Source organism: Butyrivibrio sp. MB2005 (genome assembly GCF_000424285.1).
Taxonomy (GTDB): Bacteria; Bacillota; Clostridia; order Lachnospirales; family Lachnospiraceae; genus Butyrivibrio.
Window position 1 is genome coordinate 84,872 of sequence record NZ_AUJP01000015.1, and the last position, 24,127, is coordinate 108,998.

Annotated in this window: 22 protein-coding genes; 16 read left to right on the forward strand and 6 right to left on the reverse strand. The window is 41.6% G+C overall.

Features of this window, described 5'->3' with window-relative positions; genetic code table 11:
- Positions 1 to 11 precede the first annotated feature (11 nt).
- Together G610_RS0109060 and G610_RS0109065 are read left to right on the forward strand one after the other, a co-directional pair.
- Entirely contained in the window at positions 12 to 1,592 is a 1,581-nt protein-coding gene (locus G610_RS0109060) for a glucose-6-phosphate isomerase (RefSeq protein ID WP_026524526.1), read from the forward strand.
- Between the two features lie 38 nt (positions 1,593 to 1,630).
- Positions 1,631 to 3,550, forward strand: coding sequence for an EAL domain-containing protein (locus tag G610_RS0109065; protein WP_026524527.1), 1,920 nt, complete (start codon positions 1,631 to 1,633; stop codon positions 3,548 to 3,550).
- 48 nt (positions 3,551 to 3,598) lie between these two features.
- Here G610_RS0109065 and G610_RS0109070 read toward each other — a convergent pair whose 3' ends face one another.
- Genes G610_RS0109070 through G610_RS20330 form a run of 3 tightly spaced genes read right to left on the reverse strand, consistent with a single transcriptional unit; the run spans position 3,599 to position 5,870 of the window.
- The gene (locus G610_RS0109070; protein WP_026524528.1) at positions 3,599 to 4,672 is read right to left on the reverse strand and encodes an undecaprenyldiphospho-muramoylpentapeptide beta-N-acetylglucosaminyltransferase; all 1,074 of its coding nucleotides are present in this window, start codon (positions 4,670 to 4,672) and stop codon (positions 3,599 to 3,601) included.
- A 4-nt stretch (positions 4,673 to 4,676) separates the two neighbouring features.
- Positions 4,677 to 4,928: a TIGR03905 family TSCPD domain-containing protein gene (locus G610_RS0109075; protein ID WP_026524529.1), complete on the reverse strand. Its 252-nt coding sequence runs from the start codon at positions 4,926 to 4,928 to the stop codon at positions 4,677 to 4,679.
- A 15-nt stretch (positions 4,929 to 4,943) separates the two neighbouring features.
- Entirely contained in the window at positions 4,944 to 5,870 is a 927-nt protein-coding gene (locus tag G610_RS20330) for an alpha/beta hydrolase (protein ID WP_051197890.1), read from the reverse strand.
- 176 nt (positions 5,871 to 6,046) lie between these two features.
- Here G610_RS20330 and G610_RS0109085 point away from each other — a divergent pair, with 176 nt between their 5' ends.
- The 4 genes from G610_RS0109085 to G610_RS0109100 are packed head-to-tail and all read left to right on the forward strand — an operon-like array spanning position 6,047 to position 10,609.
- Entirely contained in the window at positions 6,047 to 7,924 is a 1,878-nt protein-coding gene (locus G610_RS0109085) for an HD-GYP domain-containing protein (protein WP_026524530.1), read from the forward strand.
- 24 nt (positions 7,925 to 7,948) lie between these two features.
- Positions 7,949 to 9,076: a sensor histidine kinase gene (locus tag G610_RS20335; RefSeq protein WP_051197891.1), complete on the forward strand. Its 1,128-nt coding sequence runs from the start codon at positions 7,949 to 7,951 to the stop codon at positions 9,074 to 9,076.
- A gap of 37 nt (positions 9,077 to 9,113) precedes the next feature.
- Positions 9,114 to 9,803, forward strand: a complete 690-nt coding sequence (locus G610_RS0109095) for a response regulator transcription factor (protein ID WP_026495471.1) — start codon at positions 9,114 to 9,116, stop codon at positions 9,801 to 9,803.
- On the forward strand, positions 9,800 to 10,609 hold the full coding sequence (locus G610_RS0109100; RefSeq protein ID WP_026524531.1) for an RluA family pseudouridine synthase: 810 nt from the start codon (positions 9,800 to 9,802) through the stop codon (positions 10,607 to 10,609). The genes G610_RS0109095 and G610_RS0109100 overlap by 4 nt, the downstream gene beginning before the upstream one ends.
- A 215-nt stretch (positions 10,610 to 10,824) precedes the next feature.
- Here G610_RS0109100 and G610_RS0109105 read toward each other — a convergent pair whose 3' ends face one another.
- A complete protein-coding gene (locus tag G610_RS0109105; protein WP_242829631.1) occupies positions 10,825 to 11,367 on the reverse strand; it encodes a nucleotidyltransferase domain-containing protein in 543 nt (180 codons plus the stop codon).
- A gap of 145 nt (positions 11,368 to 11,512) precedes the next feature.
- A complete protein-coding gene (locus G610_RS0109110; protein ID WP_026524533.1) occupies positions 11,513 to 12,028 on the reverse strand; it encodes a hypothetical protein in 516 nt (171 codons plus the stop codon).
- Positions 12,029 to 12,231: 203 nt separating this feature from the next.
- Here G610_RS0109110 and G610_RS0109115 point away from each other — a divergent pair, with 203 nt between their 5' ends.
- The 7 genes from G610_RS0109115 to G610_RS0109145 all read left to right on the forward strand — a co-directional run bounded on the left by G610_RS0109115 (position 12,232) and on the right by G610_RS0109145 (position 19,513).
- Positions 12,232 to 12,990 (forward strand): polyphosphate polymerase domain-containing protein, encoded by a 759-nt coding sequence (locus tag G610_RS0109115; protein ID WP_026524534.1) that lies wholly within the window; start codon positions 12,232 to 12,234, stop codon positions 12,988 to 12,990.
- Between the two features lie 20 nt (positions 12,991 to 13,010).
- Complete coding sequence (locus G610_RS0109120; RefSeq protein ID WP_026524535.1) at positions 13,011 to 13,694, forward strand: DUF4956 domain-containing protein; 684 nt, start codon at positions 13,011 to 13,013, stop codon at positions 13,692 to 13,694.
- 73 nt (positions 13,695 to 13,767) lie between these two features.
- Positions 13,768 to 15,534, forward strand: a complete 1,767-nt coding sequence (locus G610_RS20340) for a carbohydrate-binding domain-containing protein (protein ID WP_051197893.1) — start codon at positions 13,768 to 13,770, stop codon at positions 15,532 to 15,534.
- An 88-nt stretch (positions 15,535 to 15,622) separates the two neighbouring features.
- A complete protein-coding gene (locus tag G610_RS20345) occupies positions 15,623 to 16,729 on the forward strand; it encodes a DUF3810 domain-containing protein (protein WP_051197894.1) in 1,107 nt (368 codons plus the stop codon).
- A 24-nt stretch (positions 16,730 to 16,753) separates the two neighbouring features.
- Positions 16,754 to 17,428 carry a response regulator transcription factor gene (locus G610_RS0109135; RefSeq protein WP_026524536.1) on the forward strand — a complete coding sequence of 225 codons (675 nt, stop codon included), beginning with the start codon at positions 16,754 to 16,756 and terminating at the stop codon, positions 17,426 to 17,428.
- Between the two features lie 5 nt (positions 17,429 to 17,433).
- Complete coding sequence (locus G610_RS0109140) at positions 17,434 to 18,750, forward strand: sensor histidine kinase (protein ID WP_026524537.1); 1,317 nt, start codon at positions 17,434 to 17,436, stop codon at positions 18,748 to 18,750.
- A gap of 76 nt (positions 18,751 to 18,826) precedes the next feature.
- Complete coding sequence (locus tag G610_RS0109145) at positions 18,827 to 19,513, forward strand: hypothetical protein (RefSeq protein ID WP_155830995.1); 687 nt, start codon at positions 18,827 to 18,829, stop codon at positions 19,511 to 19,513.
- Between the two features lies 1 nt (position 19,514).
- Here the strand turns inward: G610_RS0109145 and G610_RS0109150 are convergent, their stop codons facing one another.
- The gene (locus G610_RS0109150) at positions 19,515 to 20,522 is read right to left on the reverse strand and encodes a putative manganese transporter (protein WP_026524539.1); all 1,008 of its coding nucleotides are present in this window, start codon (positions 20,520 to 20,522) and stop codon (positions 19,515 to 19,517) included.
- Between the two features lie 146 nt (positions 20,523 to 20,668).
- Between G610_RS0109150 and sufC the strand changes: the two genes are divergently transcribed.
- Genes sufC through G610_RS20350 form a run of 3 tightly spaced genes read left to right on the forward strand, consistent with a single transcriptional unit; the run spans position 20,669 to position 24,083 of the window.
- Positions 20,669 to 21,445, forward strand: a complete 777-nt coding sequence (gene sufC, locus G610_RS0109155) for a Fe-S cluster assembly ATPase SufC (protein ID WP_026524540.1) — start codon at positions 20,669 to 20,671, stop codon at positions 21,443 to 21,445.
- A 21-nt stretch (positions 21,446 to 21,466) separates the two neighbouring features.
- Complete coding sequence (sufB, locus tag G610_RS0109160) at positions 21,467 to 22,876, forward strand: Fe-S cluster assembly protein SufB (RefSeq protein WP_026524541.1); 1,410 nt, start codon at positions 21,467 to 21,469, stop codon at positions 22,874 to 22,876.
- Positions 22,877 to 22,919: 43 nt separating this feature from the next.
- Entirely contained in the window at positions 22,920 to 24,083 is a 1,164-nt protein-coding gene (locus G610_RS20350) for a SufB/SufD family protein (protein WP_051197896.1), read from the forward strand.
- Positions 24,084 to 24,127 lie beyond the last annotated feature (44 nt).

Consider the following 24,127-nt stretch of genomic DNA (forward strand, 5'->3'; position numbering starts at 1 on the left):
ATTATGTAACAATGATCAATTGGAGTAATCTTGATACACTTGGGTCATATAAAGAGCTTAAGGACGTTAAGAAGATAGACCTTGTGGCAGCAATGTCAGGAGAGAATGGAGCAGAGAGAGTTAAAAAGTACTCTGTAAAGATGGCTGATTCTCTTTCATACAATTTCGCTGCTAAAGAGGTTGATGATGATATCCTCGCAGCTCTTGATAAGCTTGCAAAGGAAGCTCAGCTTGCAGAGAAGTTCGAAGCTCTCTACAACGGCGAAGTTATAAATACCGGTGAGAAGAGAATGGTTCTTCATCACTTAACAAGAGGTCAGCTTGGCGAGAACGTTATGGCTGACGGCGTAAATAAGCGCGAGTTCTATGAAAAGGAACAGAAAAGAATTGCAGATTTTGCTGATAAGGTTCATTCAGGAGAAATCGCAAACGAGAAGGGCGAGAAGTTTACTACTGTTGTACAGATCGGTATCGGCGGATCAGACCTTGGCCCCAGAGCTATGTACCTTGCTCTTGAGAACTGGGCACACAAGACAGGCAACTTCAAGATGGAAGCTAAGTTCATCAGTAACGTAGATCCTGACGATGCTTCAGCTGTACTTAATTCTATCGATGTTGCTCATTCTATATTTATCCTGGTTTCAAAATCAGGAACAACTCTTGAGACACTTACAAACCAGTCATTTGTAATGGATGCTCTTAAAAAGGCTGGTCTTGATGCATCAAAGCACATGATCGCTGTTACTTCAGAGACATCTCCTCTTGCAAAGAGTGATGATTTTATCGAAGCATTCTACATGGATGATTTCATCGGTGGACGCTACTCTTCTACTTCAGGTGTTGGCGGCGCAGTTCTTTCTCTTGCATTTGGTCCTTCCGTATTCGCACAGTTCCTTCAGGGTGCTGCAGAGGAAGACAAGCTTTCTGCAGAAAAAGACATGATGAAGAATCCCGCAATGCTTGATGCTATGATCGGATTCTATGAGAGAAACGTACTTGGATATCCTGCAACAGCAGTACTTCCTTACTCTCAGGGCCTTAGCCGCTTCCCTGCTCATCTCCAGCAGCTTGATATGGAGTCAAACGGTAAGAGCGTAAACCGCTTCGGCGAGCCCATCGATTATGTAACAGGTCCCATAATCTTCGGTGAACCCGGTACAAACGGACAGCATTCATTCTATCAGCTTCTGCACCAGGGAACAGATATCATTCCCATGCAGTTCATCGGATTTAAGAACAGCCAGCTGAAGAATGATGTAGATATCGAGAACAGTACCAGCCAGCAGAAGCTCTGTGCAAATGTAGCAGCTCAGATTGTAGCTTTTGCCTGCGGTAAAAAGGATGAGAATCTCAACAAGAACTTCAAGGGCGGACGTCCTTCAAGTATCATCGTCGGTGAGGAGCTTAATCCTGTAACACTTGGTGCTCTCCTTGCACACTTTGAGAACAAGGTTATGTTCCAGGGCTTTGTATGGAATGTTAACAGCTTCGATCAGGAAGGCGTTCAGCTTGGTAAGGTTCTTGCAAAGAGAGTTCTTGCTCACGATACAGAAGGTGCGCTTACAGCATATAGCGAACTTTTAAACATCTAATTTAAAGCAGCTCATCCCCTATATGGGAAGGAGAGCTTATGAATGAGGTAACAACTATTTACGAAAACTATACAGCAGTAGGCGATATTCTGGTTATGGCCACAGTTATAGTATTCGTTATATTACTGAAATCAGCCTATGTGAACAGAGGCAGGGAGATCCGTCTTTTTAAAGGAGTCCTGGTGCTTCTGTTTGCTGCGGCAGCAACTGACATTTTCTTTTATATCGTTGTTTCTAATCCTGCGGTTTATCCGCATATCCTTATATATATTCTAAGAGCACTTAAGCATCTTCTGCTCTTTTCCAGTTTGTTTGTATATGTGCTGTATATGAAAGACCCTCTTCATATAAACGAAAGTCTGGATATCAGATATATTGTTCTGTCCGTCTGTGTCCTTATATTTATGGCAGTTTATGACATTTTAGGAAGTGTCCTGAAGTTTGGGTTTTATATAGAAGATGACAATATTATTCATGATGGAGTAAATATTTTTCCATATGTATATATCTTCTTTGTGTCTTTGCTTCTATGGATGCTGTTTCGATTCAGGGACAAGATTTACAAGCCTGTACTATGTGGAATTGTATCATCATGCTTTGTGTCATTTCTGGTGATGTTCATTCAGGGAATGCATAATCAGAGCTCTTTTACTATTGCAACATTTTTGTTTCCCACATACGCGGTACTCTATTACCTACATGCAAATCCACTTGATATAGAGATGGGTTCAGCGCATGAAGTTGAATTTGAAAATCATATTGCAGAAATATTTGCCCGTAAAAAAGAGATACTTTTAGTCAGTCTGTATATGAGAGAATATGACTTTCCCGGTAATAAACTGCCTAAGGAATTAAGGGATAAGGTAAGAGACTACAACACCAAATATTTTAAGAGTGGGAAGATTTTCCAGATCTCCGGAGGAAGACTGATCTTTGTCTGTGATTATAAGGAAATTAGCGATTATAATGAGGTTGGAAAATGGATCATCAAACATCTCGAAGAACAGCACACAATCTACAAACAGGACTATAAGACAGTAATAACAAAATCTGATAAGAGTCTTAGTGAGAGAAATGACTATATAAGTTTTATTCAGTATCTTGAGCGCAGGATGCCGGAAAATAGCGCAAAGCTGGTTACTGAAAAGGATATTTTGGCATATTATGATCACAGATATATAGTAGATGAGCTTGCAGATATTAATGAGAAAAAGGATATCCATGACAGCAGAGTCATAGTTTTCTGCCAGCCTGTTTACAATGTTACCACAGGTAAATTTGATACCGCAGAAGCTCTTATGCGACTTAAGCTTGAAAAAACAGGCATGGTATTTCCTGACAAATTCATTCCTATAGCAGAGGCTCACAATTATATTCATATGCTGAGTATGATAATCCTCGCTAAAACCTGTGAGCAGATAAGAAAGCTTATGGAGGATGGATACTATGTAAAGCGTATCTCAGTAAACTTCTCCATGATCGATATAAGAGAAGAGCACTTTGCTTTTAATGTTAAGCAGATCATTGAAGATGCAGGGATCGAATATGACAAGATTGCCATAGAGATAACCGAGAGCCAGAATGAAAGCGATTTTATGATGGTTCGTGACAGAATCTTTGAGATGCGAAAAAATGGAATCATCTTCTATCTGGACGATTTCGGTACCGGCTACTCCAACTTTGAGAGAATTATGGAGCTGCCCTTCGACATAGTAAAATTCGACAGGTCACTGGTTATTGCCAGCGGATCCGATGTAAAAGCAGAGACAATGGTCTCTTATCTTGCTCATATGTTTACAGATATGAACTATGCGGTTCTTTATGAAGGTATCGAGAATGAAGAGGACGAGAATCGATGCACCCAGATGTTCGCAAGGTATCTTCAGGGCTATAAGTATTCAAAGCCCATACCTATTGAGAACCTTACAGAGTTCTTTGAAAAGGTTCACGATTATTAAGAAGAACTATTTAAATGAAAATGCACATCCCGCGGGATGTGCATTTTTTTACTCGTTATTAACTGCTTTCTCAATTATATTAAGAATAGTTTTGGTGGCACCCTGCTGATTGGATGCGCTCATGTTCTGAATATATTTTTCTCTGTTTACATAGACATCAAAGATGCTCTCAACAAGTATATCCTCATCAAGCTCCTCGTTATCAATCACAAGAGAAAAGCCCTGCTGTTCAAAGGATTTAGCATTTATGATCTGGTCTCCTCTGCTGCTCTTTGCAGAAAGAGGAATGAGGACATTGGGTTTTCTAAGAGCTGCCAGCTCGCAGATTGCATTGGCACCTGCTCTTGATACCACAACGTCAGCCATTGCGAAGATATCCTTCATCTCATTTTTCACATATTCAAACTGCTTGTAGCCCTCTACGTTGAGCTTAAGATTATCCATCTTATCCTTGCCGCAAAGGTGTACCACATTGAAATGAGGAAGGAGTCTTGGAAGTGCAAATCTGATGGTTTCATTGATGCTCTGTGCACCAAGGCTTCCGCCTGTGACCATGATGACAGGCTTGTCATCCGTAAATCCGCAAAACTTCTTGCCTGCTTCTTTTGATCCTGTAAGAAGCTCTTTCCTTATAGGAGTGCCTGTAAGTACCGCTTTATCCGCAGGAAGGAGTTCTAATGTCTCAGGGAAATTGCAGCAAATGGTTTTCGCTGATGAGAAGCTGAGCCTGTTGGCAAGTCCCGGTGTCATATCAGATTCGTGAAGTATGCAGGGAATCTTAAGGGAAGCAGCTGCTCTGATAACAGGAACGGAAACAAAGCCGCCCTTTGAGAAAACTACATCTGGCTGCAGTCTCTTAAGAAGAGTTCTTGCTTCTACAAAGCCCTTCATTACACGGAAAGGATCTGAGAAGTTCTTGGGATCAAAATATCTTCTGAGCTTACCTGTAGATATGGAGTAATAAGGAATTCCAAAATCCTCTATAAGCTTTTTCTCAATTCCTGTATGGGATCCGATATAGCAGATCTCATAACCCAGCTCCTTAAGCTCCGGAATTAGAGCCATATTAGGAGTAACATGACCGGCAGTTCCGCCGCCTGTTAAAACAATTTTTTTGGACAAATCATCAACCTCCGATAGCTGCAAGTGCTTCTTCTAATGCATAAGAGAGCTGATCAGGACAAGATGTGCTCTTAAATCCGCATTTGATACCGCGAAGCTTGGCGATGGCATCGTGAGCATCCATACCCTCTACAAGTCTTGCAACGCCCTGGGTATTGCCGCTGCATCCGTTTACGAAAGAAACGGATTTTATAATAGAGCCATCAAGCTCCACATTTATAGCTGTGGCACAAGTGCCATGTGTTTTGTAAGTCATTGTGTGTTACCTCTGTTAAAATGATGTTTTTTCCATTAAGCTTTCTACTTTTTTCCAGTATTTATCAGGATCTATTCTGGCACCCTGTACATGGTCTGAGCCAAGTATCAGGCAGTACTGCTTGGGAGCAGCACATTTTTCATACAGATGAGCGCACATCTGAGGATCGATCACTGTATCCTCATCGCCGTGTATGAAAAGAGTAGGTGTCTTGGAACGTGCTACTGCATCAAGCACGTTTACTTTGTCGATATCATAACCGCAGCGCAGCTTAACAAGGATCTTAATAATGAAAAGCGCAAGGCCTGTAGGCATCCAGCCGCCGATATTTTTCTTATAAACATCTGCAAACTCCTTGGGAAGAGTTGTGTAGCTGCTGTCAGAAACTGCCATTATAACCTGACTTGGCAGATGCTCTCCTGTGGTCATAAGAGTTGTGGCTGCGCCCATGCTTGATCCATGAAGAAGTATATGAGCATCGGGATCCTTTTTGATGATCCAGTAAATCCATTCGATTATATCAAGACGGTCAAAATAGCCATATCCAATGTAATTACCATCACTTTTGCCAAAGCCTCTAAGATCAGGTAAAAGAACATTAATACCCATATCATGATAGTGCTTACCAAAAAAGCTCATAAACTCGCCACTACTTCTTACACCATGTATGCAGATGGCATATTTATGAGACTCCTCTTCTGCTTTTATATAAGTGGCATGAAGATTCAGATCATCGATTGAACGGGCGTAAACATCTTCTTTATTTTCTATCTTGTTAAACCATTCTCTGGACACGCTGTCCATGGGATCTTTATCAATTTCTTCAGGAGTCTTCTGACTTGGAACTACTGAAAGGTCATATAAACGTGATGCAGCTATGACGCTTCCACCTAAAACTGCAGATGCCAGGCCGAATAATACGAAATTTCGCTTTTTACTCATGACTGTCTCCTATCTGTTTTAATGTATAGAAAATTTTAGCAAATACTAATTAATTATGCAATCAAAGGCTTATTATCGTGGCACAAATTAACGAAATATGGTATTGTAATTAATAATAATTATAATAATAATTAAAATATGCTTGCCGATTTTTCTAAAATTATGAGGGGCGCACAATGATAGAAAGAAAACTGGCAGAGAAATTCAGGAAGCTCTATACCGAGAATTCCCTGAAACTTAAAAACTACGAGGATCAGCTTTTTACGCTTCAGGATCCCTTTGATTGGATTCAGCTTCTCTCTGAGAGGTCTTACGTTATGCGTGAGGTTTATGCAGAGAACGAGGAGCTGATGGCTGAACTGTGGGAAAAATGCTCTGAAGAGATAACTCCCGAAGAAGCTGAGCTTTTATATGATCTTGCCATCGGATTGTTCCTTGATGGCCATCATGACTTTGTCGTCTTAACAGAATTCTGCGAACGAATTCTTCCGGTATTCATAGATATGGATGAACCGGAGTTTCTTGTCGCCATTTATCATGTTTTAGGAAGTGAATACGCGAAGTTTTATCGCTATGTCGGTGATAAGACCGGTATGCAGACATCCCTTGATTATTTCCGTAAGTCAGTAGCTCAGGCAAATCGCTACTCTCAGATATCTTCTCCGGAAGTAAGAGAGTTTATTTTTAATGATTACATGCTGCTTATAACCTATCTCTCCGGTTTTCATACAGAAAAATCCGAGAGTATAAGGCTTTATGATGAGGTATGGGCTCTTTGGAACAATGAAAATGTTCAGAGCATGGATGCGGACAATGAGACAATAAAGTCCTATCTGTCTATTGTTGATGATGCATTTATGGCAAAGAGCAAAAACATAGATATTTTATCTGAGGAAGACAGAGACAGATATCTGCAGCTCCTGTTCCAGACCTTTAAGAGAGCTGACGAAAGAAACGGAAGTGTCGAAGGGTCTCCTGATTACAGGACCTGCCTTACATATAAATGGTTAAACGGAGATATTCCTTCCGAGGAAGCATTAAACGGTCTTATTAAAAGTATTAATGAGCTGATTGACGTTCCTGATTTTGAGAAGGATGATCCCATTAACTTTGAGCTTGTTCTCAGACATTTTAAGTATGCCTGCACAGTGATAATGATTCTTGAAAAAATGAATCTTTCAGGTGATGAGCTCGAGGAGTGGACAGATAAGTTCCTTACAAAATCAATGTCCATACTTGCAAATATTCCTTACAGGTTCTTTACGGGCGATATGCAGCCTATATGTGAGCAGTGGTATCATGCGGCAGAGCCTATCATTTCAAGTGAGCTTAACAAGGTTCAGTTCATTATGCAGATGATAGTAAGACGCCAGCCCTTCACATACATCCATTCCAAGATGGTGGCTAAGATAGCTACACTTATCGGACAGGAAATGCTTGAAAAGATTCCTGAGAAATTTGTGGGTGTAAGAGGCATTGAAACTGAGCAGGATGTTCAGAAGAACAAGGCTTATCTCCTATCATTTATTACCATAAGCGGACTTGTCCATGATATCGGAAAATGCTATATCCCCGATACCATCAATCGCCAGAACAGAAGCCTTAATACCAAGGAATATGCCACCATAAGAAAACATTCAGAGGTGGGCTATAGAGAAGCGCAGGGTAACGCAGCGCTGAGACCTTATTCAGATGTCATTTTAGGTCATCACAAGCATTATGACGGATTGCACGGATATCCTCTTGGTTTTGATAATACAGAATCACCCATACAGATCATAATAGATATCATTTCTATTGCTGATTCTGTGGAAGCCGGTACTGATACTCTTACAAGAAGTTATACCCAGGGTAAGGATTTTAAGAGACTCTTAAAAGAGCTTCAGAATGAGGCAGGAACCAGATATAATCCGGATATCGTCAAGGTTATAGAAAAAGCACCTGCACTGATAGAAGAGCTTGAAAATGTAACAGGTCAGGGCAGATACGATATTTACTACAAGGCTATGCAGGAAATCCTGGGCAGTGCAGCTGAGGAAATTCCGGTTATATAAATATGATATACTTAAGGAGCATACATGCGTTTTAGAACCAGGCTGATTATTACTTCGGCAACCATCGTTATTTTGCCCTTTATCCTGGTCGTAGCATCGTATATTTTCATACAGAAGACTTTCGTCAGTACGCCGCGAATAGCAACTTACACAATAGTTGCATTCCTGCTTATATTATTGGCGACCAGTATGATACTTACGACTTGGTTAAAAAAGGGATTTTTCGAACCGGTAAAAGAACTGAATGTAGCCATGCAGCATATTAAAGATGGAAATTTTGATTATATGCTGCCGACAGACATTGGTGACAAAGGCGAGATAGGTGAGCTTTACAGGAACTATGAAGACATGCGACTAAGGCTCAAGGAATCCGCCGATGAGAAGGTTATAAGAGAAGGTCAGAACAAGGAGCTTATAAGCAACATATCCCACGACCTAAAGACTCCCATAACTGCCATCAAGGGTTATTCCCAGGGACTTTTAGAGGGTGTAGCTGATACACCCGAGAGGCAGATGAAGTACATTCGCACCATATACAATAAGGCGAATGACATGAATAACCTTATCAATGAGCTGACACTTTATTCAAGTATCGACAACAACAGAATTCCATATAATTTTGCAAGAATTATTGTTGGAGACTATTTCGGAGATTGCATCGAAGAGATAGGAATGGAGCTTGACAGTAAGGACATAAAGCTCAATTATGCGAACCTGACCACACCGGATACACAGATAGTTGCAGATCCTGAGCAGCTAAAACGAGTGGTCAACAACATCGTAAGTAACAGTGTTAAATATCTTGGCCGTGAAGACGGATCGGGATGCATTGATATCAGAATACTAGATGAAGTAGACTCTGTCAGAGTTGAAATAGAGGATAACGGTAAAGGAATAGGTGCAGATGAGATACCGAATATCTTCGACAGATTCTACAGAACAGATGCCTCACGTAACTCAAAACAGGGAGGCAGCGGAATAGGTCTATCAATTGTTAAAAAGATTATAGAGGACCATGGGGGATATATATGGGCCACCAGTCATGAAGGCGAGGGAACCTGCATGCACTTCGTACTTAGAAAGTATCAGGAGCATCATGAAAAAGCCGAGACTGAGACCGTCGTTGAGCACGATGGATTTGAAACTATGTAAACTGCATCAAAAAAAATACTAACCAGGAGGACGCGGTATGAGCAGAATTTTGATTGTCGAAGACGAAGAAGCCATTGCTGATCTTGAAAAGGATTATTTGGAGTTATCTGATTTTGAAGTAAAGATCGAGAATTCAGGTGATGTGGGTCTGCAGACAGCACTTAGTGAGGAGTTTGATCTTGTAATCCTTGATCTCATGCTTCCCGGCATGGATGGATTCGAGGTGTGCAAACGCATCAGAGAAAAGAAGGACGTTCCTGTACTTATGGTATCAGCTAAAAAGGATGATATCGATAAGATCAGGGGACTTGGTCTTGGAGCAGATGATTATATCACCAAGCCCTTCAGCCCTTCAGAGCTGGTTGCAAGAGTAAAAGCTCACATGGCCCGCTATTCAAGACTTGTAGGAAGCGGACATGAGTCCAATGACGTTGTGGAGATCAGAGGTCTTCGCATCGACAAGACTGCAAGAAGAGTTTATGTGGACGGAGCTGAGAAGAGTTTCACCACCAAGGAATTTGATCTTCTCACATTCCTTGCAGAGAATCCAAACCACGTATTTACCAAGGAAGAACTCTTCCGTAAGATCTGGAATATGGATTCCATCGGTGATATTGCTACAGTAACTGTGCATATCAAGAAGATCAGAGAGAAAATTGAATTTGATACCAGCAATCCTCAGTACATAGAGACTATCTGGGGCGTTGGCTATAGATTTAAGGTATGAGTCCTATAGAAATATTATATGAAGATGACGATATTCTTGTGTGCGTAAAGCCTGCAGGAGTAGCTGTTCAGAGCAGAAATGTCACTATTCCGGACATGGAGACTGCCATTAGATCACAGATAATCAGAAGCGGTAAGTTTAAGAATAAGTCCACTACCCTTCATGTGATTCACAGACTGGATCAGCCTGTAGAGGGAATCCTTGTATTTGGAAGGACTAAAAAGGCAGCAGCTTCTCTCAGCACCCAGGTTCAGGACGGCGGAGCTATGGATAAGCGTTATCTTGCAGTTGTCTGCGGTGGATTTTCTGAGGATGAAACAGAGGGTGAACTCTGCGACTATATGTACAGGGATGCAGCGAGTAAGAGCGCTGTTATTGTGGATTCATCGGACGCAGATAAGGGTAATATCCCTGATGACGCCAAAAAGAGTACCCTTACCTACAGGGTAGTATCTCAGAAGGACATCAGTGATATATCTGTAAATAATGTGGTGGATTTTGCAAAGTCAAAAGAAGCTTCTGATGGTGCTATTTGTGGAATAGAAAACATATCCCTTGTAGATATCCATCTCCACACAGGAAGATTCCATCAGATAAGAGCCCAGTTCTCTCATGCAGGTCATCCCCTTCTTGGAGACAGAAGATACTGCACAGCAGACAGCGACGAGCTCTCCGCAAGATTACGTGAAAAAAACGTAGCCCTTTGCGCATACAGATTATCCTTTGACCATCCGTCAACTGGTAAGAGGATGGAATTTACGATAGAACCTAAGGGCGAGATTTTTGGTGAATTTACAAACGAATAAAAATATTTAAGGCAGCGTGCTAGGAATTGCACGCTGCCTATTTTTGTAGTATTTAGCCTTTTTCAGGGGACTCGAGAATACCTTTCTCTGATAAATAATTACTGATAATACCGGAAAAGTATTCAGCTCGCTCAATCTTTTAACATAATTCTGGTTAAAATACGATGTTATTCCACTGTGCTTGCTACTATCAAATCTTTATTTTGAAAGATCTTTTACGCTGCTGTCCATAATATAATTCCTTCTTTGTCGATGTTCTTATAAAAAGGAAGAGTAGTCTTCCATTCAAGATACTGCTCCATTTCAATGGGAACCACCGATAATGTTACTGCAAGATCCAACTCATAATCAACAACAATGTCTACCATTTTGTCATGTAGGTCGTCCGGGTTTTCATTCTTTAGGATAAGGGCAATGTCTACGTCTGATTCGGAAGTTTGTTCTCCTCTTGCATAAGAGCCATAAAGTACAATTCTATATAATGAATCGCCGTATAATTTATGTAACTTCCCGCACATTCGGGTCAGTGCCCGCATAAGTGTAGGATTGGTTTGGCAGATTTGGTTCTTCTTGCGCCAGTTCTTGAAGTTGCCTGACTTTAAGCGTCTGTCATCAGGGTACTCAGTTCCTTTGGGGATAACCCACTGATTACCTAACTTTTCGCCAGAAAGTTTACCATTGATAAGCATCCTGCGGATATTACCGGGATCCTTGCCAGTCAATCTGGAGTATTCAGTTACAGTCATATAGTTCAACATGGTGAATAACTCCTTTCAAAAATTACAATAACACAATAGCGTGTAAATGTCAAAAATGATGTTGCCAAAAAAAACAGGATTAACCAGCTTTTGTTACTGGTTAATCCTGTTTCTATTACAAAATACTTACGATTCTCGAACAGGATCACACCTCAACCGGTGCGTTTGCCTGATCGGGAATTTCAACCTCTTTAATGGAAGGATCGATGTCGTGGAAGAAGGATCTTGTCTTAGTAAGACCAATCTTTGCATCCTCAAATTCCCAAATGAACTGCGGGGGAATGTTTTCACGGCCATACATCTGGATTCTTCCTGCGTAGGCGTGAATGATGCTTACATATTTTTTATCAAGCTCGTAATTTCTTAATATCTCTCTGCGAAGACGTGGACGATTAGCCACAAATTTCCTGATATCCATCTTAAGGTCAAGAGGAAGCTCCTGCTCTCTGTCGTGGACTGCCTGCAGATATTTATCATAGGTCTCATCATCAACCTTCTTGAAATGATCTTCATATTCAAAGCAGGCTGCTCCGTCAGGAAGATCAAGTCTTACTCTTCCGTCTCCGTAAACTTCTTCAATTTTTGCCACAACCTGTGGTACCAGCGGCTTTCCATTATAATCTAAAATGATGATCTTATCACCCGGCTTGTATTTACTCATAATAATCTCCTCAAAAATCAGTACCACCCTCACTTTGCACTAAAACTATAGTCCTATAAGCCGCTGATTTCAAGGCTTTTCCCTCTTTTTTAAGACCTTTTCATTTTTTTTAAGAAATAATAAATCTTTTAGGTTGTTTTTAGGTTGACTTTGTATTATTGCATCAGAACAAAGAAAATGACTCACAGAAAACGAGGGCAAAAATGAGCGGATTTAAAGATACTTTTCAGAGATATGAAACGAAATATCTGTTGGAGGATTTTCAGTACAGAGCATTAAGAGAGCGACTTGAGGGCATGGCTCAAGTCGATGATTACGGGAAAACTTCCATCTTAAACATATATTATGACACACCGGATTTTTCACTTATAAAAAGATCATTGGAAAAGCCTGTATACAAGGAAAAGCTAAGGCTCAGAACCTACGGGATTCCGGAAGATGACACAAGAGCTTTTATAGAGATCAAGAAAAAATATAAAGGCATCGTATATAAGAGAAGAATCGGAATGAAATACCAGGATGCGATCTCCTACTTAAATGAAGGAGAGGCTGCAAAAGAACAGTCCCAGATATCAAACGAAATTGATTATTTTAAGAATTACTACAAGGGACTGGGGCCTGCAATGGCAATATCCTACGACAGGATAGCAATGGCGGGAATCGAAGATAAGGAGCTTCGAATAACCTTTGATGAGAATATCAGATGGCGTGTTGATCATCTTGATCTTAAAAGTGGAAATGTTGGGAATGAGATTTTAAAGCCCGGACAAAGGCTTATGGAACTTAAGATTGCAGGTGCCATGAGCGTAGAGATGGCCCATATCCTTGATGAAATAGGAATAAGGCAGACGTCTTTTTCTAAATACGGAAGAGGGTATGTGGATTACATGTATCCGGAAGGCCGGGTAGCAGCAGTTAATTATGAAAACAAAAGTATCGGTAAGATTTTTCTTACAGCTTGATCAGGAAAAGGAGATTTGAAATGTCTACATTATTATTTGAAAGCATTATGGAAGCAGGAACAATTACAGGAGCTTCATTTTTTGCAGCAACTCTTTGCTCTTTGGCAATCGGTGTGTATATAGCTTTTATGGCAAATATCAAGGGAAGCACATCAAAGAGCATGACCATCACACTGGCGCTTTTGCCCGCAATCGTACAGCTTGTTATCATGCTGGTAAATGGTAATATCGGCGCAGGTATTGCCGTTGCAGGAGCCTTCAGCCTTGTAAGATTCAGATCACAGCCCGGTTCAGGACAGGATATCACAAACATCTTCCTTGCCATGGCAGTAGGTCTTTCAACAGGAATGGGATATATTGGACTGGCACTTGTATTCGCAGTTATTATCACAATAGCTAACCTTGTTCTTAGAATTGTCGATTTTGGCGGAATGGGAGCAGAGGTAAGAACAGTCAAGATCACAGTACCTGAGAGCCTGGATTTTGAGGGAATTTTCGATGACATTTTTGCAAGATATACATCAAATGCAACACTTAACGAAGTAAAGACCACAGGAATGGGCAGCCTTTATAAGCTCTCCTACGATGTAACTATGAGAAGAGGCGCTTCAACAAAGGCAATGATCGATGAGATGAGACTTAGAAACGGCAACCTTGAGATTTCCTTCTCAAGACCGGTTGCAGCAGTAGCTGAAGGAATTTGATAAAAGAAAGGCAGGCGGGGTGCATATACAAACTATAGAGAGTATGTGCCCCTTTCTGATTTAGGTATAGATTATGAAAAAGAAAACTTTATTTGCAATTTTTGCAACAGGAATGGTTCTGGGTGTTGGCGCCGCTGCCTGCGGAGCTTCATCATCAGCAAAGCAGACAGAAAATGAAGAGACAGTATCTGCAGAAGTGACTGATAGTGCTTTGGACAGCGAAGAAGCAGATAATACTGATGACTTGGAGAACAGCACATCAGATACGGCAGAAAATGTTGTTAATGCCAGTACAGACACTACTTCAATTGGAGCTGTAACATCAGTTTCAGATCTTGATTTTTCAAATATGTTCACTGACAGAGACTCTGACTACAGCTATGATGAGAACTCGTCAGGTAAAATTACTTTAAACGGTAGCGGCGCAGAGTGTGAAGACAGCGGCGTAAGCATTGATGGAACCACCATAACGATTACTGCTGAGGGTACATATATTGTCAGCGGAACTTTGGATGACGGCCAGATAATTGTGGATGCAGGAGATAACGATAAGGTTCAGATAGTCCTTGATGGCGCATCAATAACTAATGACGACAGCGCCTGCATTTTTGTAAGTAATGCGGATAAGGTATTTTTAACTCTTGCAGATGGCAGTGAAAATAACCTTTCTGATACAGGAGCTGAGTATGTTCAGGAAGACGATTCCGTAAACGTGGACGGTGTTGTTTTCAGCAGAGACGATATCACAGTTAACGGAAGCGGAACTCTTAATATATATGCATCCTACGCAAACGGCATTGTAGGCAAAGATGATGTGAAGTTTACAGGCGGAACCATCAATATCACAGCTACAGGAAATGCCATAGAGGGCAAAGACTCTGTAAGAATTAAGGATGGCACCTTTAATCTCACAAGCGGATCAGAGAAGGACGGCATTCATACAAGCAATGAAGAGGAAGCCGGCAAAGGATATATCTATATAGAGGGCGGCGATTTTGAAATTGCAGCTAAAGATGACGGTATTCACGCTGCCACAGTTCTCTATATAGCAGGCGGAAATATCAATGTAACAGAGAGCTACGAAGGCTTAGAGGGCGACACCATTGATATTACAGGCGGAACTATCTCAGTTGTAGCAAGTGATGATGGACTTAACGCATCAACAAGTACCTCTCAGGATGAATTCGGATTCGGAAATATGGGCGGAGGTATGGAATATGATGAAAATGCTTATATCCACATCTATGGCGGAGAGCTTTATGTAAATGCAGCAGGAGATGGCATAGATTCAAACGGAGATCTGTATGTTGACGGCGGCTACGTAGTTGTTGACGGACCTGAAAATGACGGAAATGGACCTCTTGATAAGGGCGGAAGTGCATATATCTCAGGCGGCACGGTTATCGCAGTTGGATCAAGCGGAATGGCTGAGACCTTCAGTTCTGATTCGCAGCAGTACTCGATATTGTATGGCTTTGAAACTACTTTGTCTGCAGGAGATGTGATCACTATCACTGACAGTACAGGCACAGAGCTTCTTAGCTATACTCTTAATAAAACAGCAGCATCAATAGTATTTAGCAGCCCTGAGCTTACAGAGGGTGAGTACACAATTACAGCAGCTGATACTACAGATACCATTACAGTAAGCGACAAAGCTACAACCGCAGGTCAGACAGGCGGCATGATGGGCGGCCCCGGAGGTGGTCACGGTAATGGAGGAGAAAGACCACAGATGCAGGATGGAGAAAGACCCGAAATGCCTCAGATGCAGGACGGCGAAGCACCTCAGACTCCTGATGGTGGAAACAGTTCAGAATCCGATTCAACAGAAGGTTAAATGTGGTTATAACAGTCCTTGTTTTTTTATAAAAAACGGGGACTGTTTTTTGTTTACAAAGCGGTCGAAATAGTGATAGAAATTAATTATGAAAAAGTTTCTCATCACCGTTTTGACGGCAACCATTTTACTTAATATTCTGGCTATATTTTGGCCGGGCTTTGCAGATGCTTACTCTGCTTATGTTTTCCCGATCTGGGTAGGAACACTTGGCAGGCTCACTTCCCTTGCGCCAATTTCCGTAGGCGAAATAATGATTTTAGTGGGAGTTTTCTGGGTTTTTATTTTTGTTTTAGGTTTATGTGCAATACTTATAAACAGGAACAAGACCTTTAGAAGTGTTTATTTGGGATATTGCAAGGCTACAGCAGGAGTTCTTATTATCATTTCCTGTATCATGACCCTTAACTGCTTTATAAATTATAGAACCACACCCATAGCGGAGGATTCTTATGAAGCAAGGGATTTTACTGTGTCCGAGCTGGCTGAGCTGCGGGACTATATTGTAAATAAATGTAACGAGCTGGCACAGGAGATGGACAGGGACGAAGAAGGAAATGTGATCTGCTTATCGGAAGACGGGACAGCCCTTACTGAGGATGATATGAAAAAGGTGGCAGCGGATTCCATGAGAGGAATATCGGATAGCTATCCCAAGCTTTCAGGATTCTATGTGACTCCAAAGCCTCTGTTTTTCTCAGGCTTTGTATCCCAGCAGTACATGCAGGGGTATTATTTTCCTTTTTCTATGGAAGCAAATTACAATACCATTATGTATATCACAAATAAGCCCTTTACCATGTGCCATGAGCTTTCTCACACAAGAAGCTATATTATGGAGGATGAAGCCAATTTCCTTGCTTATCTTGCCTGCACAAAGTCAGAGGATAAGTTTTTCAGATACAGCGGTTACATGGGCGTTCTTAATTATGTGAACAATGCCTTTTATAAAAATGTTTCCAAGGAAGAGTATAAGAGCCATGTGAAGCCTTCGGAGCTTGTAAGGCACGACAATATTTTTCTTGCAGAGGATGATTGGAAAAAGGTTGAAAATGAGGCAGTTCTTTCAACTGAAACAGTAAAAAAGGCAGCAGACACCTTTGTGGATACAACACTTAAGGCAAATGGAATAAATGACGGAAAGGCCAGCTACAACAGAGTTGTTGAGCTGATGCTCCTTGACTATTACGAATAGAAATATGATTTTTGGAGGTTTCTGATGAAGTTACTTTTAGCTGAAGATGAGATAGAACTGTCAAACGCGCTGGTTGCCATTTTAAAGCATTCAAGCTATACGGTTGATGCGGTTTACGACGGACAGGATGCTCTTGATTACATACTTAGCAGTGAATATGACGGAATCATTTTGGATATCATGATGCCCGGAATGATGGGCACTGAGGTCCTTAAGAAAATAAGAGAAAAGGGCATATCCACTCCTGTTCTTTTCCTTACAGCAAAATCAGAGATAGAGGACAGAATAACCGGTCTTGATCTTGGGGCTGATGATTACCTCACAAAGCCCTTTGATATGGGAGAGCTCCTTGCAAGAATAAGGGCCATGACCAGAAGAAAAGCAGACTATGCTCCAAATAATCTGTCCTGCGGAAACCTTGAGCTTAACAGATCAACCTACGAACTTAAAACAGAGGGACATGATGCAATAAGGCTTGTTGGAAGGGAGTTCCAGATGCTTGAGATGCTTATGGAGAATCCCGGAAGAGTCATATCTGTTGATGCTTTTATGGACAGAATCTGGTCTGATGGCGAAGCAGATGTAAATGTAGTATGGGTATATATTTCAAACCTCAGGAAAAAGCTTACGCAACTTGAAGCAACCTGTGAGATTAAGGCTTCAAGAGGCGTTGGATATTCAATGGTAGTAAAGGGTTAAGATATATGGTAAAAAAGCTCCGTCGCAAATTTGTACTAACGGCAATGCTGTCGCTGTTTTTGATATTGGTAGCAATTATCGGCGTAATAAATTTCCTAAATTACAGAGAGGTTCAGTCAGGCGCTGATGATGCCCTTAATATCCTTGCGGAAAATGAAGGCTTTTTCCCTGAGATGAAAATGGAATTTGGGAAAAAGAACGATGGCGGCCCGCCTATGAAACCTGAAGACATGGATGGGTTCTTTTTTGGCGGAAAAGCAGCCTATAACAGAACTATAGAGATGCCATTCCAGACAAGATATTTCTGGGTAAAGCTTGATAGTGACGGCTTGGTTTTAAATACAGATGTAGGGCATATAGCCGCTGTATCAAAGTCAGAAGCCGAGGAAATAGCGACGCAGGTTTTTAACAGTGGTAACAAGGAACGAGGTTATTACGACTGGCATTACAGATATATTTTGAAGGAGAACGAGGACGGATCAACACTTATAATTTTCCTCGATTGCAGCAGTGGTTTTTACGGTGCAAACAGACTTCTTTTAATGACTCTTGGGATTGCAGGTGTCAGCCTTATAGGCATGTTTATTCTGGTTTATCTCTTTTCCGGAAAAGCGGTGGCTCCTGTTGTTGAGTCCCTTGAAAAACAAAAGCGCTTTATTACCGATGCCGGTCATGAGTTAAAAACTCCTCTTGCAGTTGTGTCCGCCAATGTGGATGTAATCGAGCTTGAATCAGGGAAAACCGAATGGACCCAGAGCATCCGCGGCCAGATTAAGAGGATGAACGGACTTGTAAAAAATATGCTGACCCTTTCAAGGATGGAAGAAGAGAATATCCACGTGGTATTTTCAGATTTGGATATGAGCTATGCGGTAAAGGATGCCGCACAGTCTTTTATGCCTGTTGCTGAATCAAGAAATCTTAAGTACAACATGGATATTACGGAGAATATCCATATCTCGGGTGATAAAAATGCGATAAACCAGCTCTCATCCCTGCTTATCGACAATGCCATGAAGTATGCTTCAGAAAAGGGCGTTGTGAACATTTGCTTAGAGCTTGATAGTAAAGGCAAAAAAGCTATATTCGAAGTGTCCAACACCTGTGACAGCATCCCTGAGGGGAATCTTGACAGACTTTTTGACAGATTTTACCGGGCTGATTCCTCAAGAAGCAGAAATACAGGCGGCTACGGCATAGGCCTTTCTGTTGCGAGAGCTATAGCCAATTCCCATGGCGGCTCCATAGAGGCCAAAAGGGACGGGGATCACATGATCAGATTCATTGTCGTTATTCCAGTGGCAAAGCAGCAGGCAAACTGATAGAATAGTTTTGAATTCCTGAATTTCCAAGGAGATTCAGGAATTTATAATTTGCAGATATATGAAAAGGAATAACATGAAAAAAAGATTATTTATTGTCATTACGATTTTAACGTTAGCTATGCTGTCAGCCTGCGGAATGTCCAAGGATAATCAGGCTCTTGCCGAGGCTAAGAGAGAAGAACTGCGAAGCGCAAGAAAGGCTGCTGAGGAGCTTTATTCACAGCTTACGGTTGATACCTTCAGTGATGCGCTCTATAACTTTGAGCAAAAGGAAGAGGAATACGAAGCCCTTGAATTTAAAAAGGTGAAGAACAAGGACACAGAAGGTGTTCTTATGGGAATGGATAGTCTTATCTACGACTATCAGTACCTTTGTGGGGAGATGGAAAAAGAGCTTAAGGTTGAGCAGGACTTAAGCGAGGATCTTGCAAAGTATCATGACGTGCTTTGCTATATCGAGAATAAGTCAGGGTCAGAGCTTAGCAGCATGATAGTTAAGGATTCTGCAGGCGGTGACTCAGGGAATCTTCTTTTTGACGGAATGACACTTCCCTCCGGAAGGATAATCGCCGGTATCACCATCACATTATATGAAGGAAACACATATACACTTGTGACTACAGATACTCTTGGCAACGAGAATACCTACGAGCTTTCTTTTGAAAAAGAAATGGCTGATATGGAAGAAAACGGTATTTCCATAATAATAAATGCCCCGGAGAACGGGGCACTTGTAAGTGATTATATTTACAGTGAATGATTTAAATACTGAAGCGAAGAAGGTCAAGGATGAGACCTGTAAAGGTTCCAATAAGATAAAGGATACCTGTTATCTGCAGGTTTCTTACCTTTCCTTCATTTACTCTGTAGAGGATAAGGAGACCAACGCCTGCACCTACCAGAAGACCTGACATCATGGTTCCGAAGGTGATCATGCTGTTAAGGTACAAAGTGGTGATAATGATAGATGCTGCGCAGTTGGGAATAAGTCCTATTATTCCTGCAAGGATGTGGCTCACTACGGCATTTCCGTTAAGGAAGGCTGAAATAGTATCTTCGCCTATAAGCTCTATCAGTGTATTCAGTACAAAGGTGAAGATCAGCACATATATAAAGATGTGCAGTGTATGTATAAATGCGGATTTAAGGATATTACCGTGTCCCTCGTGGGAGTGCTCGTGAGGAGTATGGGTTTCCTTTGCGATTTTAGCTTTACTGATTTTTGACTGATCAGCGGAGCCTTCATCATTACGGCCTCTGTGAGCTGAAATCTTGGGGCTGTCCTCTTCGCAGTGACAATGCTCTCTTTTGCATAATTCTTCAATTCTTACAGGGTCGTTCTCGGCTCTTTTTTTATACCTTCTGTAGCTCCTTAAGATAAAGTCCACAAGGAAACCATAGAAAATACCAAGAGCAGCTTTGATGGCGATTATTTTTACCATTCTGTCAGCAGCTATTTCATTTGATGATATGAAAAGCGGAAGCATCTCATCTGAGGTTGACAGATAGATTGCAATCAGGGTTCCCAGGGTGATTACGCGGCCCGCATAAAGGTTTGATGCGGCAGCAGAGAACCCGCACTGGGGAAATGCTCCTATGATTCCGCCAAAGAGCGGTCCAAATTTTCCGGCCTTTTGAACAATCTGCTGAGTTTTATCTCCTGTCCTGTGTTCTAAGTATTCCATAATGAGGTATGTAATAAACAAAAAGGGCAGCAGCTTAAAGCCGTCTATCAGTGTATCCAGAATTACATCTGTTAAAAATTCCATTTTGTCTCCATTCAATTATTTATTTTGCGAAACATTATCATATACATTTAAACACACTTAATGATATATGTGCAAATTTGTGTTATAATCATTTGGATTATGCGCAGATAATGATATTTATAGAGTTATTAAGGAGTACATATAATATGTCAGAACAGTCTTTATTACAGGTTAAAAATCTTTCTGCATCAGTAGAAGATCTGCCTATTTTACACGACATAAATCTTGAGATTAAGCCCGGAGAAACCCATGTTTTAATGGGACCTAACGGTGCGGGAAAATCTACACTTGGTTACACACTTATGGGTAACCCTCACTATAAAATTACTGATGGCTCGATCATTTTTGATGGTCAGGACCTTACAAATGAGGCTGCCGATAAGAGAGCCAAGGCAGGAATGTTTTTATCATTCCAGAATCCTCTTGAGGTTCCAGGTATATCACTTGGCAGCTTCATAAGGAATGCTTATCATGAGCAGACAGGTAAGCCCGTTAAGCTTCTTCAGTACAAGAAGCAGCTGGCAGAGGCTATGGACCTTCTTACCATGGATTCAGAGTATGCTGACCGTGACCTGAACGTTGGCTTTTCAGGCGGTGAGAAGAAAAAGGCAGAGATACTTCAGCTCCTTATGCTTAAGCCCAAGCTTGCAATCCTCGATGAGACAGATTCAGGTCTTGACGTTGATGCCGTAAGAACAGTATCAAAGGGCATCCAGGAATATCAGAAGCAGAAGGATGGAGCACTTCTTATCATCACTCACTCCACCAAGATATTAGAGTCACTTCACGTAGACTACACACACGTACTTGTTAAGGGTCGCATCATTACTACAGGAGATGGCAGACTTGTTGATGAGATCAATGAGAACGGTTTCGAGAAGTATGTAAGATGTGAAGGCTGCAGTGGCTGCGACACTATTTGATAATTAGTTAAGGATAAAAAGATGGCAGAAAATAATAAGACGGTCGTTGATATTGACCGCAGTGTCTATGACATAAAGGATGTGGAGAACGAGCAGGACTTCTACCGCATGGAGGACGGTTTTACCGAGGATATCGTTAAGAAGATCTCCGAGGAAAAGCATGATCCCGAGTGGATGCGACAGTTCAGACTTGATTCTCTTAAGATATATAACGAGCTTGAGATGCCTGACTGGGGCCCTGAAACAGATGGTCTTGATATGAATCTCATTTCTTCCTATGTTCGCTCAAAATCAGATATGAAGGGCAAGTGGGAGGATGTTCCCGAGGATATCAAGAATACCTTTGAGAGACTGGGTATCCCTGAAGCAGAGCGTGAATCTCTTGCAGGTGTTGGCGCTCAGTACGACTCAGAGCTTGTTTATCACAATGTTAAGGATGAAGTAGCCAATCAGGGCGTTATCTACACAGATATGGAAAGTGCCCTTACCGGTGAGTATGCGGATATGGTCCATGAGTATTTCATGAAGCTTGTTCCGCCCACTGACCACAAGTATGCAGCTCTTCACGGAGCAGTTTGGTCAGGCGGTTCATTCGTATATGTACCCAAGGGAGTAAAGGTTGATATCCCTCTGCAGTCATATTTCAGACTTAATGCTGCAGGTGCAGGTCAGTTTGAGCACACACTTATCATCGTTGATGAAGGCGCTGATCTTCATTTCATCGAGGGCTGCTCAGCTCCCAAGTACAACGTAGCGAACCTTCATGCAGGCTGCGTTGAGCTTTTTGTAAAAAAGAATGCGAGACTTCGCTATTCAACCATAGAGAACTGGTCCAAGAACATGTATAACCTTAATACCAAGCGTGCCCTTGTAGAAGAAGGTGCCAGAATGGAATGGGTTTCCGGTTCTTTCGGTTCACATACATCTTATCTGTATCCCATGACCATCCTTAAGGGTGACCACTCCACAATGGAGTACACAGGTATCACTTTTGCAGGAAAGGGTCAGAACCTTGATACAGGTGCCAAGGTAGTTCATCAGGGTAAATACACTTCTTCAGTGATTTCGACAAAGTCTATTTCAAAGTCAGGCGGAATCGGAACCTACAGAAGTTCAGTTATCATTAATAAAGAGGCAAAGCATGCCAAGACTTCAGTTTCCTGTGATTCACTTATGCTGGATTCCATCTCCCGTGCGGATACAATCCCCGGAATGGATATCAGAACAGATGATGCTGATGTAGGACATGAAGCAAAGATAGGACGTATCAGTGACGAAGCAGTATTCTATCTGATGTCCAGAGGTCTTTCCGAGGAGGATGCAAGAGCCATGATCGTCAGCGGCTTTGCTAATCCTGTTTCCAAGGAGCTTCCTCTTGAGTATGCGGTTGAGATGAATAACCTAATTAAGCTTGAGATGTCAGGAGGCTGATTGTAGCTACTTACAAACATTTAGGTTACAAAAGGACAAAAACATGGATTTAAAGATGAAAGTAAATCACTTGCCTGCCCTGACTTACAGATTTCTTAAGTCAAACAGCAGCGAGATTGATGTTAATGATTTATATATTGAGAATACAAAGACGCCTGAGCCTGATATGATTCCGGCGGCAGTAACTGTTAAAAGCGATGCTGCAAAGAGCGATGTTCAGGATGTTTTTGCTAAGATCAATGAAAAGATAAAGGCGAAGCAGACTAAGCTTCCCGGGCCAAACGGCGATACAGCACCTTTTAATGATGGACAGATCGTTCGCACTGGTATGGGCATAGAAGTCGATAACCTTATGGACGAGATGAATGTACCTGTTATGATCATCACTGCAGATGAAGGTTATAAGGTTGAAGAGCCTGTTCACATTAAATATTCACTTAAAGACGGGGAATGCGTACTTGGAAGTCAGGTTATCTGTGCAAAGAAGGGTTCAGAAATAACCATTATCATGGAGTATGAATCCGAAGCAGACGCCAAGGGATTTCTTGGGATAAGCACCAGACTTCTTGCAGAAGAGGGTGCAAAGATCAACCTTGTTAAGGTACAGATGCTCAGCGAAGGCTTTGTTCATTTTGATGATATAGGCGGCGCATGTGATGATAAGGCAGATATCGAGACCATCACAATGCAGCTTGGAGCAGGTAAGACCTGGGGCGGCACAAGAGTTACACTTCTTGGAAGAAAGAGTATTTTCAATAACCACACAGGTTACCTTTGCAGACATACACAGGAATACGACATGAACTATGTTGCAGATCAGTACGGACAAAAGACTGAGTCCAACATGGTATTCAGAGGAGTACTTCTTGATAATGCGGTTAAGACCTTCAGAGGAACTCTTGATTTTAAGACAGGAAGTGCAGGATCAGTGGGCGATGAGCAGGAGGATACGCTTCTTCTTAGCCCTGATGTAGTAAACAGGACTATGCCTGTTATTCTTTGCGGAGAGGAAGATGTGGATGGTCGCCACGGCGCATCCATCGGACAGCTTGGAGATGACACTCTTTTCTATATGGAGAGCAGAGGAATAGATGAAGATGCTGCCAAAAAGCTTATGATCCGTGCCCGCATGGAATCTATAGCACGTATGATACCTGATGAAGCGCTTATTATTCGCATTCAGCAGTTTATCAGAACAATACTGTAATTTATTAACCATCATTTGCCTTCAGGATTTAGGACGAGGGGTGT